Source organism: Pseudomonas sp. LjRoot71, from assembly GCF_964253255.1.
Lineage (GTDB): Bacteria > Pseudomonadota > Gammaproteobacteria > Pseudomonadales > Pseudomonadaceae > Aquipseudomonas.
In genome coordinates, this window is record NZ_CAXURA020000001.1 from 4227280 (window position 1) to 4240731 (window position 13452).

Here is a 13452-nt window from a genome sequence, read left to right on the forward strand (position 1 = left end):
GTTGGTTGTTATAGTTGCTCGATTTTTAGCATAAGAATATTTCCATCTTGCGCTTGCGCCCCTGCTGAGGATGACTGCCGTGTCCGACTACAAAGCCTTTAATGTCGTGTTGGCAGATAAGGTTGCCCATGTGGTGATCAACCGCCCGGTAAAGGTCAATGCGATGAACGCCGACTTCTGGCGCGAGATCATCGATATTTTCCGCTGGATCGATGACACCGATGAAGTGCGTGCGGTGGTGATCTCCGGTGCTGGCAAACACTTTTCCTCGGGCATCGACCTGATGATGCTGGCTTCGGTCGGCAGCCAGCTGGGGCCGGATGTTGGGCGCAACGCGCAAAAGCTGCGGCGCAAGATTCTCGAGCTGCAAGCCTCCTTCAACGCCGTGGACAATTGCAGCAAGCCGGTGCTGGCAGCCATTCAGGGTTATTGCCTGGGCGGTGCGATCGATCTGGTCTCGGCCTGCGACATGCGTTATTCGACGGTCGATGCGCAGTTTTCCATCAAGGAAATCGACATCGGCATGGCCGCCGACGTGGGCACCCTGCAACGCCTGCCCCGCATCATCGGCGACGGCATGATGCGCGAACTGGCTTTTACCGGGCGCACCATCAACGGCGAAGAGGCGCGCAATATTGGCCTGGTCAACCGCACCTATGCTGACGCTGATGCCTTGCTGGATGGTGTGATGGGTATCGCTCGCGAGATCGCCAGCAAGTCGCCAGTGGCCATCCGCGGTACCAAGGAAATGATTCGCTACATGCGCGACCACCGCGTTGATGATGGCCTCGAATACATCGCCACCTGGAACGCCGCCATGTTGCAATCTGCTGACCTGCGTGTGGCCATGACGGCGCACATGAGCAAGCAGAAACCGGAGTTCGCTGACTGATGCTGTCCTTCCACCTGTTTTCATCACTGACGCGGGAGGCGCAATAGCTCATGGTATCTGGAGCCACGTCGCTTAATCTGGTGCGCGATGAATTGTTCACCACCATGGAAGAGGCTGAGTTGAGCCTTGAACAATTCATTGCCGATCGCAACAACGGCAGCCTGCTGCAGCAGGCGGTGGAAAGCCTGCATCAGGTGCGCGGCACACTGAATCTGATCGAACTGGCGGGTGCCGAACTGCTGGCGCAGGAAGTGTTGGATCAGGCCACCGATATTCCCGCCGGTGCAGGTGAAGAGCGCGACGTTCAGCTGTCAGCCTTGAGCAATGCCTTGCACGTGCTACGCCGTTACCTGGAAAACGTCGAAGCGCATCGCCAGGAAATGCCGGAGCTGCTGCTGCCGGCCATCAATGATTTGCGCCAGGCCGGCGGTCAGCCAGCTTTGCCGGAAAGCTTTTTCTTCAGCGTACGCCTCGACCATGCCCGGCCACGTAGCGCTCCCGCTTCGGTTGATGGTGCTGCGCGCGAGAGTGAAGGGCGGCGCTTGCGCCACATGTATCAGGTCGGTCTGCTTGGTTTTATCCGTGAGCAGAATCCGCAAGCCAGTCTCAAGTTGATGGGGCGAGCCTTGACCCGTCTCGACAGTCTGTTCGCCAATGAGCCACGTGGCCGTCTGTGCTGGGTGGGCGCCGCAGCGGTTGAAGCGCAGGTGGACGGCCAGTTGCTGCCACGCAAGTCGCGCAAACAGCTCTTCTCGCGCATTGATCGTGAGCTCAAGCAGATGCTGGTAAACGGCCAATACGAAGCGCCGCGCAACCTGCTCAAGGAACTGCTCTATCTGGTGGCCTTGGCGGATACCCGTGGTCCACAGGCAGCGGCGCTGAGTGAAGTGTTTGGGCTGATGCCGCTGCCGTTCACCGATCACCTGCTCGAAGAGGAATACCAGCGTCTGGCAGGGCCTGGTAAAGCGGTCATGCGTTCGCTGAGTTCGGCGATTCGCGAAGAGCTGGCTAGCGTCAAGGACATGCTCGACCTGATCGAGCGCGGTACCTTGCAGACCGAGAGCCTCAACAGTCTGCATGCCTTGCTCGGTAAGCTGAGCAAGACCTTGGGCATGGTGGGTCTGAGTTCTGCCGGTAACTCCCTCAATGCTCAGCTGCAAACCGTTGCCAGCTGGAGCGAGGACAGCGCGCCACAGCCACAGCCGCAGGAGCTGCACAAGCTGGCCGATGCGGTGCTGTATGTCGAAGGCATGGTCGCCAGTCTCGAGCGCGGTGAGCGCCGCGATGCCCGGCCAGCCCAGGTGCAGCCAGGGGATGAGGCGGAGTCCTTCGCCCTGCATCAGCTCAATGAAGCGCGCATTGTTGTGGTCGATGAGGCCCAGGCCGGTCTGGCGCTGGCCAAGCGGGCCATCACCGCGTACCTGGAGTCAGGTGGTGAGCGTATGCACCTGTCCAATGTGCCGTTCAGCCTGCAGGCCGTTCGCGGTGGTTTGTGGTTCCTCGGTCAGGAGCGCGCCGCCATGTTGGTAGGGGCCTGTGCGGACTATATCCAGCAGCAAATGTTCGATGCGCCGCAGATGCCGTCCGAGCAGATGCTGGAAACCCTGGCCGATGCCCTGAGCAGCCTTGAGTATTACCTGGAAGCCGGTGCGGTGATGCGCCCGGAAACCCAGCCGAGCGTGCTTGACCTTGCCGCCGAGAGCGTGCGCGCGCTGGGCATGCCGCTGGAGGCTTGAGCATGTCTGTCTGGCAACCGCAGGTACTCGACTGTCAGCAGCCTGGAGGCTGGGCGCTGGTGCATTGTCGGCAGCATTTCCTGACGGACAGCAACGGTGTGCTGTTTCCGCGTGAATGGCTGAAGAAACAGGACTTGCCGGTGGTTGCCGAGCATGGCCTGGGTTATTTCAAAGGGGATGCGGTCTACCTGCTTGAGCTGTCGCAACCGCAAGATATGCCCGGTTGTTTCTGGCAAGGCCTGCGCCAGTTCATGCTGCAAGGCGATGACGATGAGACCTTCCGCTTGCTCAGTTACGCCGCGCAAACCGCCACTTGGGCGGCTGGGCACCGTTTCTGTGGCGGCTGTGGCGCGGCGATGCAGCAAGTGCCCGGTGAGCGGGCCATGCGTTGTGCAGCCTGCGAGCAGCAGCATTATCCGCGCTTGTCGCCGAGCATGATCGTACTGGTCACGCGTGGTGACGAGATTCTGCTTGCCCGTTCGCCACGCTTCGTGACGGGGGTGTACAGCACTCTTGCGGGGTTCGTCGAACCGAGCGAATCGGTGGAGCACTGCGTGGCGCGTGAGGTGCGCGAAGAGGTTGGGCTAGAAATCTGCAACCTGCATTACCTGGGCAGTCAAGGCTGGCCATTTCCGCATTCGCTGATGCTGGGATTCCATGCCGAATATGCGTCGGGCGATATCGTCATGCAAGCGGACGAAATCGAGGATGCGCGCTGGTTCAGCGTCCATGATCTGCCGCCACTGCCGGCGTCACGCTCGATTGCTCGGTATTTGATCGACGTCTATGTCGCGCGCCGTCTAGGTCAGCCCGAACCAGTGCTGCCAGGCTAGGCGCGCTGTCAGCGCCAGCACCATCAGAATAAACACCGGGCGGATAAACTTCGAACCGCCCTTGATCGCTGTACGCGCGCCCAGAAATGCCCCGACCATCAGTGCCAGGCCCATGCAGATACCCAGCAGCCAGGCGACCTGGCCGCTGATGATGAAGATGCTCAAGGCGCATGCGTTGCTGACAAAGTTCATGCTGCGCGCCACGCCGCTGGCCCTGACCAGATCAAGCGGGTAGAGCAGCAGGCTGCTGACCGTCCAGAAAGCACCGGTCCCAGGGCCGACCACGCCATCATAAAATCCCAGCGTCAGCCCCTGCGGCCACTGACGGCCCCGCGCGATTGCGGCATCGGTTGTTGTCGGCGCTGTGGGCGCTTTGCTAAACAACAGGTACAGACCGCAAGCGAATACCACTATGGGCAAGAACTGGTTGAGCCACTCCGAGGGCAGCCAGTGCGCCAGTATCGCGCCTAGCAGTGCGCCCACGGCTGTGGCGATCAGGGCGTTACGCCATTGGTTAGGGTTGAACAGTTTGCGTCGGTAAAAGGTGTAACTGGCCGTCGCCGAACCAAAGGTGGCGCAGAGTTTATTGGTGCCCAGGGCCAGATGGGGTGGCAGGCCTGCCGTGAGCAGCGCTGGAATGGTCAGCAAGCCGCCGCCGCCGGCAATCGCATCGATAAAGCCCGCCGTAAAGGCCACCAGGGCGAGAATCGCCAAGGTCGACAATTCCATGCCGAAATCAAACGGGAAAGCCATGAGCAGTTACCGGAAGAGGTCTGACTACGGCGTAGTGCCGGTTTATCGCCGGCAGGTGCCAGAGAAAGCGGCAAAATACGCGCTGTGTCTAATTGTGCGTGACTTCGGCTGTTCGCCAGTCAGGTAGCTGCGCATAATGCCGGCAATTCACGGCATAAGGAATGCAGGGCAATGCAATACGGCGGACTGGCTTGGGTAATGGCATTGCTGGCGCTACTGGCGGCTTTTGTGGCTGTACGTATTCTGTTCAATCGGCAGTGGTTTCTCGGTTGGTTGCGCGGCACTTGCGGCCTGGCCTTTGTTGCGCTGGCGACGTTGATCGGTGTGCTGGCCTATGACCTGCATAGCTACGCACCGATTGTCGCGGGCAAGCCACTGGCGACCCTGAGCTTCAAAGCCGATGGCCCGTTGTATCGGGTGAGTGTGCTTGAGGGGGCTCAGGAGCGCACGCTGACCATGGAGGGCGATCTCTGGCAGCTGGATGCCCGTTTTCTCCAATGGAAGGGGCTGGCTGCGTTGATTGGTTTGCAGCCGGGCTATCGCCTGGAAAAACTCTCCGGGCGTTTTCTCTCCATCGAGCAGCAGAGCCTGGCGCAGCATACCCGTGTCGAACTGGCACGCAGCCCTTACGGTATCGACCTGTGGCGTTGGCTGCGACTAGGGCAGCATGATCTGTTTATTTTCGATCCACAGGCCCGCCGGGTGAACTACCTGCCGCTGGCCGACGAGGCGGTCTACAGCATCAACCTGACGCCGGCCGGTCTGCTGGCTGAACCGATGAATCAGGCAGCCAAGCAGGCGCTTAAAGACTGGCAGTAAACTCACCGCCATAAAAAAGGCCACCGTTACGGTGGCCTTTTTTGTACAGCAAAGAGCAGTGCTGTTATTTGCCTGCCCAGCGCTTGAGCACCAGGGTGGCGTTGGTGCCACCGAAGCCGAAGCTGTTGCTCATCACGGTGTCGAGCTTGGCGTTCTCGACGGTGGTGAGCTGGATTGGCAGGTCTGCCACTTCCGGATCGACTTCATCGATGTTGGCCGAAGCCGCGATGAAGTTGCCTTCCATCATCAGCATGCAGTAGATCGCTTCCTGCACGCCGGCAGCGCCCAGGCTGTGACCGGACAGGCTCTTGGTCGAGCTAATGGCCGGAGCCTTGTCGCCGAACACGGCGCGCACGCCTTTGATTTCCGCAACGTCACCAACCGGGGTGGAAGTGCCGTGGGTGTTGAGGTAATCGATCGGGGTATCGACAGTGGACAGCGCCAGCTGCATGCAGCGGATCGCGCCTTCGCCGCTCGGGGCGACCATGTCGTAACCGTCGGAAGTGGCACCGTAACCGACGATTTCCGCGTAAATCTTGGCACCGCGAGCCAGTGCGTGCTCCAGCTCCTCGACCACGACCATGCCGCCGCCACCGGCGATGACGAAACCGTCACGCTTGGCATCGTAGGCGCGGGAGGCCTTTTCCGGGGTTTCGTTGTACTGGGTGGAGAGGGCACCCATGGCGTCAAACAGGCAGCTCTGGCTCCAGTGCTCTTCTTCACCGCCGCCGGCGAAGACTACGTCCTGTTTGCCCAGTTGGATCTGCTCCATGGCCTGACCGATGCAATGTGCGCTGGTGGCGCAGGCCGAGGAGATGGAGAAGTTGACGCCCTTGATCTTGAACGGGGTCGCCAGACAGGCCGAAACGGTGCTGCCCATGGTGCGGGTCACGCGGTACGGGCCAATACGCTTGACGCCTTTCTCGCGCAGGGTGTCGATGGCTTCCATCTGGTTGACCGTGGAGGCGCCGCCGGAACCGGCGATCAGACCGGTGCGCGGGTTGGAAACCTGTTCTTCAGTCAGGCCAGAGTCTTTGATCGCTTGATCCATCGACAGGTAGGCATAGGCCGCAGCGTCGCCCATAAAGCGAAACAGCTTGCGGTCGATCAGTTCTTCCAGGTTCAGATTGACCGAACCGGAGACCTGGCTGCGCAAGCCCATTTCGGCGTATGACGGGTTGAAGCGAATGCCTGACTTGCCAGCACGCAGGCTGGCGGAGACGGTGTCTTTATCATTGCCCAGGCAGGAAACGATACCCAGGCCGGTGATCACGACGCGACGCATGCGGAGAGTCCTTTAGAAATTGTCGGTAGAGGTGAACAGGCCAACTCGCAGGCCTTCGGCGCTGTAAATCTCGCGGCCATCGACGCTGACGGTGCCATCGGCGATAGCCAGAACCAGGGAGCGGGCAATGGTGCGTTTGATCTGGATGTTATAGGTGACTTTCTTGGCGGTCGGCAGAACCTGGCCGAAGAACTTAACTTCACCGCTGCCCAGGGCGCGGCCACGGCCGGGGTTGCCCTGCCAGCCGAGGTGAAAGCCGACCAGCTGCCACATGGCATCCAGGCCCAGGCAGCCTGGCATCACCGGGTCGCCTTCGAAGTGGCAGGCAAAAAACCACAGATCAGGAGTGATATCGAGCTCGGCGACTATTTCGCCCTTGCCGTACTTGCCGCCGGTGTCGCTGATGTGGGTGATGCGATCGATCATCAGCATGTTCGGCGCGGGCAGTTGCGCATTACCTGGGCCGAATAGTTCGCCGCGACCGCAAGCGAGCAGTTCTTCCCGGGTGAAGGCGTTTTGTTTGGTCATGCGAGCTCCTCAATATGTCCCATGCGCCAAGGCTGGGCGAATCGTCCTGGCTGGCGACGCAGCCTCTGCGCCTGCCAACAGCCTAGTCATAGACTGTTGCGTTGTGGTGAAAGTCACAGCCTTGTGAGTACAGTTGTACTCCGCTCTTGCTGGGCTGTCATAGATCCATGGCTCTAGCCTGCAGCAGTTGGGCCTTCTTGACTACCCGTCGAAGGTCGAGGGGGTAGCCAGCGTTGCAGAATTTGCTGCAGATCGGCACGTTTGAACGGTTTTGCCAGGTAATCGTTCATCCCAGCCTGCAGACAGGCTTCGCGATCGCCCTGTAGGGCGTTGGCGGTCAGGGCGATGATCGGCAGGTCGGCGCAGTCTGGCAGGCGACGGATCTGCCGGGTGGCTTCGTAGCCATCCATGATTGGCAGGCGGCAGTCCATCAGAATCGCTGCGTAATCTTGTTGGGTAACCTGATGCACGGCCTGGGCGCCATCGCCGACCAGGCTGACCTGATAGCCCAGGCTGCGCAGCATGGCCTCGATCACAGTTTGGTTGACCGGGTTGTCTTCGACCAGCAGTACCGGCTGACCCTGGCCACTCTGAGCTGGCGTCAGATGCTCGTGGGGCTCTTCGGCGGCCTGCAGGGTAAACGGCAGGGGGATTTCCAGGGTGAATACCGAGCCCTGGCCTTCCTGGCTGACGGCACGCAGGGTGCCGCCCATGCGTTCAGCGAGAGTGCGTGCTATGGGCAGGCCCAGCCCGGTGCCGCCGTAACGTCTTGAAATAGAAGTGTCGGCCTGCTGGAAGGCATCGAACATATGTTCCAACCGCTGCGGTGAAATACCGATGCCACTGTCGTGCACTGCGCAGCTGAACCACAGCACCTGGTTATCCAGCGCCTGCCAACTGGCGTGCACGCGGATGCTGCCGTTTTCGGTGAATTTCAGGGCGTTGCCGATCAGATTGACCAGAATCTGCCGGATGCGAGTCGGGTCGCCCTGCATCTGCAGCTGCTCCAGACCGCTTTGCAGTTCCAGTTGCAGTTGCAAGCCACGTTGTTGGGCGCTGTGCTGGAACACCTGAATCGAGCTGTGCAGCAGGTCCAGCAGGCTGAACGGAATACGCTCCAGCTCCAGCGCACCGCGTTCGATACGCGAGAAGTCGAGAATATCGTTGATCACCTTGAGCAGGTGTTCGGTGGATTCAGTGGCCAGCGCGGCGTATTCCGCCTGTTCCTCGGTCATTTCCGTGGTTTCCAACAGCTGCAGCATGCCCAGCACGCCATTCATCGGCGTGCGCAGCTCGTGGCTCATCATTGCCAAGAAATCGGACTTGGCGCGGTTGGCCAACTCTGATTGCTCGCGCGCCTGAATCAGTAGGGTCATGGCGCGCTGCTGTTCTTCGCTGGCGCTGGCCAGGCCGTGGGCCAGGTTATTGATGTGCCGTGCCAGGGCTTGCAGTTCGCCTTCGCCGACCTCAGGCAGGGTGGTTTGGTAGTTGCCGGCTTGAATGGCGCTGACGGCCTGGCCCATGGCACTGAGGGGTTGAGACAGGTGGCGGGCCAGGCGGCGGGCGAGAATAAAGGTCAGGGCTAGGGCAAACAGGGCGAGCAGGGTGGCCTTGAAGAGGATTTCCTGCTGGCGGGTGTTGAAGGCATCGTTGGACATACCGACTACGACATAGCCCAGGTAGGCATCTGCGCTGGGCTGTTCGGTGGGGTTGCCGAGAGCAATGCTGGGACGCTGGATCGGGGCCTGGAAAACTTCAACCTGGCTACTGGCGTGGCCGCTGCCAGGGGCTTGCTCGACATAGACAAGAATCTTGCCGGTGCGGTCGCGCACTTCGAGAAAGCGCACATGCGGGGTTTCCAGCGTCGCCTGTAACAATGCGTCGAGCACGCCGACGTTGCCGGAAATCACGCCATAGGTGCTGGCTGGTGCCAGTTGGTTGGCAATCAGCTGGCCGTAGTGGTTGAGTTCCTGGCGCAGGTCCTGCAAGCGGGCAAAGGTGAAAAAACCGGTGAGCAGCAGGGTCAGTAACAGGGCGGGGCCGACGCTGATCAACTGTGTACGGGTATGGATATTCCAGCCACGGCGCAGGATCATCGCCACGCTCCGCAGTTACACAGGCGCTGGAGGGTTTTTGGCTGCCGGCTTGAGGGCCTTTGGCTGACATGCTGTCGATTTGCAGCAGCAGGATGGGGCAGGGTTTGGGGGCTGTCGATCACGCCACAACCTTGTTTGCGTCTGAAAGTCTGCATGTTAACCGAGCTGGGACGCTTTGCCAGTGCCGACAAGCCTGCTAAAAACTGGCTGGGCGGTGGTAGCGCCGTATAATGCGAGCGACTCGCTATTTTCAATGGTTTATCACGGATGCGTTATGACTGATCAGCACCCCATTGCTGTGCTTGGCGGCGGTAGCTTCGGCACGGCGATTGCCAATCTGCTGGCTGAGAATGGCCAGCATGTTCTGCACTGGATGCGTGACCCAGAGCAGGCTCAGGCAATTCGACTGACCCGCGAGAACCCGCGCTACCTGAAAGGCATCAAGATTCACCCTGGTGTTGAGCCGGTAACCGACCTGGGCGCAACCCTGAGCGCTTGCCATCTGATTTTCGTTGCCTTGCCCTCCAGTGCGCTACGTCAGGCGTTGCAGCCGGTGGCTGAGCAACTCAGTGGCAAGCTGCTGGTGAGCACTACCAAGGGGATCGAGGCGCAGAGTTTTCTGCTGATGAGCCAGATTCTCGAAGACATCGCCCCGCAGGCACGCATCGGCGTACTGTCCGGGCCGAACCTGGCGCGTGAGGTGGCTGAACATGCGTTGACTGCTTCGGTGATTGCCAGTGAGGACGAAGACCTGTGTCAGCAGGTACAGGCCGCGCTGCACGGGCGCACCTTCCGCGTTTACGCCAGTGGTGATCGCTTTGGGGTCGAACTGGGCGGTGCATTGAAGAACGTCTACGCGATCATCGCCGGTATGGCGGCGGCCATGGGCATGGGCGAAAACACCAAGAGCATGCTGATCACTCGTGCACTGGCGGAAATGACCCGGTTTGCCGTCAAGCTGGGTGCCAACCCCATGACCTTTCTCGGGCTGGCGGGGGTCGGCGATCTGATCGTCACCTGCTCGTCGGCGAAAAGCCGCAACTATCAGGTTGGCTTTGCCCTGGGTGAAGGTTTGAGCCTGGAAGAGGCGGTAGCCCGCTTGGGCGAAGTGGCGGAAGGGGTGAACACCATCAAGGTGCTGAAGTCCAAGGCGGAGGAGTTGCAGGTCTACATGCCCCTGGTGGCGGGTCTGCATGCCATTCTCTTTGAGGGGCGTACGTTGGACCAGGTGATTGGCGCCCTGATGCGCGGTGAACCGAAGACCGACGTCGACTTTATTCCCATCAGCGGTTTCTGAGTTGCAACATTTAAGACCTTTAAGGAGATGAACATGAGTGAAGGCAATCAGGGTGTTGAGCGTGAGTCGATTCTGCTGCGCATTCTTTGGATGGTGATTTTCGCCATCGTTTGGCAATTGGCAGAAATTCTGCTGGGTGCCGTGGTGCTGTTGCAGTTGGGTTATCGCCTGTTTTATGGGGCGCCGAATGCCGGTCTGCTGGGATTTGGTGACAGCCTGAGCCAGTACCTGGCGCAGATCGGTCGCTTCGGCACCTTCAATAGCGATGACAAACCATGGCCGTTCGCCGATTGGCCAACTGCGCAAGCCCCGCAGGGTGAAACACCGCACAGCATTCCCCCAGCGGCCCATCCGGTGCGTGACGAAGAACCAAAGCTATGAGCTGTCAGGCGGGGAGGCGCGGACGGTGAAGTTGTGGCTATTGCGCCACGGTGAAGCCGAACCGGTCGCCCGCCGTGATGCCGAGCGTAACTTGACTGCCCGTGGTCGGCAGCAGGTGCGCGAGGTTGCCGAGCACTTGCAGGGCCGGCCGTTGCAGGCGGTGTTGGTGAGCCCCTATGTGCGTGCCCAGCAGACCGCCGATCTGCTTTGCGAGGCGCTAGGGTTTACCGGGCAACGGCTCACCGCGTCCTGGCTGACGCCGGAAAGCGAACTGCGCCAGACCCTGCGTGAGCTGGCTGGCTTTGCTCACGATGAACTGCTGCTGGTGACCCATCAACCGCTGGTGGGAAGCCTGGCCGGACTGTTGATTCACGGTCACCGCCAACAACCGCTGCCGATGAATACCGCCAGTCTGGCGTTGCTGGAAGGCGAGGAGCTGCTGGCTGGGCTGATGGAGTTGTCGCTTTACCAGCATCCAGCTCAGCGCTGACGCCTTACTACACACCGAAACATTTCTCCTCTTGCGGGCTGTCTTTGTGCATGGAATAGTCCAACCAAGCAATTGCTTGGTTGGCTCCACAAAAACAACAAAGGAGGAAGCCCTGTGGCTGATGCAATCCGTTTGCCGCTTGAGGTGTTTTATGAGCGTGAGGCTCGGCACCCGAATAAACGCTACATGGTGCAGCCGCTGTCGGGCGGTCAGCTGCAGGAACTGAGCTGGGCCGAGGTGGGCGAACAGGCCCGTCGTGCGGCCAACTGGCTGCGCAGCCGCGAACTGCCGCAAGGCAGCCGCATTGCAATCATTTCCAAGAACTGTGCGCACTGGATTGTCACCGACCTAGCGATCTGGATGGCCGGACACGTCTCGGTGCCGCTGTATCCCAACCTCACCGCCGAGTCGGTCGGCCAGGTGCTGCGCCATTCTGAAGCGGCACTGGTATTTGTCGGCAAACTGGATGATTGGCCGTCCATGCTGGCCGGTGTACCTGAGGGTGTGCCCACCGTCGGTCTGCCGCTGCGCCCGCAGGGCGAGTTCAGCTTTACCTGGGATGGTTTGCAGGCCTGTACGCCGATTCAGGACAACCCCAAGCCAGCTGCTGATCAACTGGCCACCATCATCTATACCTCTGGCACCACCGGCACGCCGAAAGGCGTGATGCACCACTTCAGCAACTTCGGTTTTGCTGCCAGTCATGCCACTGAACTGTTTGGTGTGGGCGAAAATGACCGGGTGCTGTCTTACCTGCCGTTGTGTCACGTGGCCGAACGCATGTTTGTCGAGTTGGCGTCGATCTACGCCGGGCAGACGATCTTCTTTGCCGAGAGCCTGGACACCTTCCTGGAAGACCTCAAGCGCGCGCGGCCAACGGTGATGTTTGGCGTGCCACGGATCTGGACCAAGTTCCAGATGGGCGTCTACAGCAAGATGTCGGCCGAGAAACTGGATTTCCTGCTCAAGCTGCCGATCATCGGCCGCATCATCGGCAAGAAGGTATTGGTCGGCCTGGGCCTGGATGCCGTGCGCTACGCCCTGTCTGGCGCGGCGCCGGTGCCTGAAGCGCTGCTCAACTGGTACAAACGCCTGGGGTTGGATGTGCTGGAGGTGTACGGCATGACTGAGAACTGCGGTTACTCGCACGTATGCCGGCCAGGCAAGTTCAAGCAGGGCTGGATCGGCCAGAACAGCCCAGGCGTCGAGGTGCGTATCGCCGAGGATGGTGAGGTGCAGGTACGCAGTGGCGCGACTATGCAGGGCTACTACAAAGACCCGGAAAAGACTGCAGAAACCATCACCAGTGATGGCTTCCTCCGTACCGGTGACAAAGGCGAGCAGGATGCCGAGGGCAATCTGCGCCTGACCGGGCGGATCAAGGAAATCTTCAAGACCAGCAAGGGCAAGTACGTCGCCCCGGCACCGATCGAGAACCTGCTCGGTGAGCACTCGCGCATTGAGCAGGTGTGTGTGGTTGGCGACGGCATGCCGCAGCCCATGGCGCTTTGCGTGCTGTCCGATGTGGGGCGCAGCGAAGCCAGCAGTGGTCGTGGCGAGTTGGAGAACAGCCTGAAAAAACTGCTGGAAGAGGTCAATCAGAGTCTCGACAAGCATGAGCGGCTGCAACGCCTGGTGCTGGTCAAGGAAGTCTGGGCGGTGGATAACGGCTTCCTCACCCCGACCCTGAAGATCAAGCGCGCGGTGGTGGAAGGTACCTACAGCGAACGCTTCGGCGAGTGGACCGAACGCAGTGAAGCGGTGCTCTGGCACGAGTGATCAGGTGTGTGGCCGGCATGCAGCATGCCGGCCACGTTCTGACTGAATCGACCCTAAAGGACTGACTATGGCCCTCTGGCAGCAAACCCCGAACCTGGCTCAGCTCAATGGCTTTCTGAAGAACACCATTGGTGAGCAACTGGATATCCGTTTCGACGCCTTCGATGACGAGTCGCTGACCGCCAGCATGGTGGTCGATGCGCGCACCCATCAACCCTATGGCCTGCTGCATGGCGGCGCCTCCGTGGTGCTGGCAGAAACCCTGGGCTCTACCGCCAGCCACCTGTGCATCGACAGCAGCAAGTTCTACTGCGTCGGCCTGGAAGTGAACGCTAACCACCTGCGTGGTCTGCGCAGTGGACGGGTTACGGCAGTGGCGCGGCCGGTGCACCTGGGGCGGACCACCCACGTCTGGGATATCCGTCTGAGTGGCGAGGATGGCAAGGCCAGCTGCATCTCCCGGCTGACCATGGCCATTGTGCCGCTGGGGGAGAGTGGTCCAGCGTTGCGTTAATCCGTAGAACCCGCCACTGCCGCTCCGGCTGGCGGGCCTCCCATCAGCT

General features: G+C 60.5%; 13 protein-coding genes. 9 read left to right on the plus strand and 4 right to left on the minus strand.

What is annotated here, in order from left to right:
- Positions 1-79 precede the first annotated feature (79 nt).
- The 3 genes from ACSQ17_RS19945 to nudC are packed head-to-tail and all read left to right on the plus strand — an operon-like array spanning position 80 to position 3461.
- Positions 80-892 carry a crotonase/enoyl-CoA hydratase family protein gene (locus tag ACSQ17_RS19945; protein WP_436070246.1) on the plus strand — a complete coding sequence of 271 codons (813 nt, stop codon included), beginning with the start codon at positions 80-82 and terminating at the stop codon, positions 890-892.
- 50 nt (positions 893-942) lie between these two features.
- Positions 943-2628 (plus strand): ferrous iron transporter B, encoded by a 1686-nt coding sequence (locus tag ACSQ17_RS19950; RefSeq protein ID WP_436070247.1) that lies wholly within the window; start codon positions 943-945, stop codon positions 2626-2628.
- Between the two features lie 2 nt (positions 2629-2630).
- Complete coding sequence (gene nudC / locus ACSQ17_RS19955; protein WP_436070248.1) at positions 2631-3461, plus strand: NAD(+) diphosphatase; 831 nt, start codon at positions 2631-2633, stop codon at positions 3459-3461.
- On the opposite strand, the gene ACSQ17_RS19960 is transcribed toward nudC, so the two are convergent.
- Positions 3429-4190, minus strand: coding sequence for a TSUP family transporter (locus ACSQ17_RS19960; RefSeq protein WP_436070524.1), 762 nt, complete (start codon positions 4188-4190; stop codon positions 3429-3431). The two genes, nudC and ACSQ17_RS19960, sit on opposite strands and share 33 nt — an antisense overlap.
- A gap of 195 nt (positions 4191-4385) precedes the next feature.
- Here ACSQ17_RS19960 and ACSQ17_RS19965 point away from each other — a divergent pair, with 195 nt between their 5' ends.
- Positions 4386-5033 carry a hypothetical protein gene (locus ACSQ17_RS19965; protein ID WP_436070249.1) on the plus strand — a complete coding sequence of 216 codons (648 nt, stop codon included), beginning with the start codon at positions 4386-4388 and terminating at the stop codon, positions 5031-5033.
- Between the two features lie 64 nt (positions 5034-5097).
- Here ACSQ17_RS19965 and fabB read toward each other — a convergent pair whose 3' ends face one another.
- The 3 genes from fabB to ACSQ17_RS19980 form a co-directional block, all read right to left on the minus strand.
- Positions 5098-6318, minus strand: a complete 1221-nt coding sequence (gene fabB / locus ACSQ17_RS19970; protein WP_436070250.1) for a beta-ketoacyl-ACP synthase I — start codon at positions 6316-6318, stop codon at positions 5098-5100.
- Positions 6319-6330: 12 nt separating this feature from the next.
- Entirely contained in the window at positions 6331-6846 is a 516-nt protein-coding gene (fabA, locus tag ACSQ17_RS19975) for a 3-hydroxyacyl-[acyl-carrier-protein] dehydratase FabA (protein ID WP_233685071.1), read from the minus strand.
- 173 nt (positions 6847-7019) lie between these two features.
- Positions 7020-8942 carry a response regulator gene (locus ACSQ17_RS19980; protein ID WP_436070251.1) on the minus strand — a complete coding sequence of 641 codons (1923 nt, stop codon included), beginning with the start codon at positions 8940-8942 and terminating at the stop codon, positions 7020-7022.
- Positions 8943-9216: 274 nt separating this feature from the next.
- On the opposite strand from ACSQ17_RS19980, the gene ACSQ17_RS19985 reads away from it, so the two are divergent.
- The 5 genes from ACSQ17_RS19985 to ACSQ17_RS20005 all read left to right on the plus strand — a co-directional run bounded on the left by ACSQ17_RS19985 (position 9217) and on the right by ACSQ17_RS20005 (position 13403).
- Complete coding sequence (locus ACSQ17_RS19985; RefSeq protein WP_436070252.1) at positions 9217-10239, plus strand: NAD(P)H-dependent glycerol-3-phosphate dehydrogenase; 1023 nt, start codon at positions 9217-9219, stop codon at positions 10237-10239.
- A 33-nt stretch (positions 10240-10272) separates the two neighbouring features.
- Positions 10273-10620, plus strand: coding sequence for a DUF4389 domain-containing protein (locus tag ACSQ17_RS19990; RefSeq protein ID WP_436070253.1), 348 nt, complete (start codon positions 10273-10275; stop codon positions 10618-10620).
- 25 nt (positions 10621-10645) lie between these two features.
- Positions 10646-11110 (plus strand): phosphohistidine phosphatase SixA, encoded by a 465-nt coding sequence (gene sixA / locus ACSQ17_RS19995; RefSeq protein WP_436070254.1) that lies wholly within the window; start codon positions 10646-10648, stop codon positions 11108-11110.
- A 114-nt stretch (positions 11111-11224) separates the two neighbouring features.
- A complete protein-coding gene (locus ACSQ17_RS20000; protein ID WP_436070255.1) occupies positions 11225-12889 on the plus strand; it encodes an AMP-binding protein in 1665 nt (554 codons plus the stop codon).
- Positions 12890-12956: 67 nt separating this feature from the next.
- Positions 12957-13403: a hotdog fold thioesterase gene (locus ACSQ17_RS20005; RefSeq protein WP_257778289.1), complete on the plus strand. Its 447-nt coding sequence runs from the start codon at positions 12957-12959 to the stop codon at positions 13401-13403.
- The last annotated feature ends 49 nt before the right edge of the window (positions 13404-13452 follow it).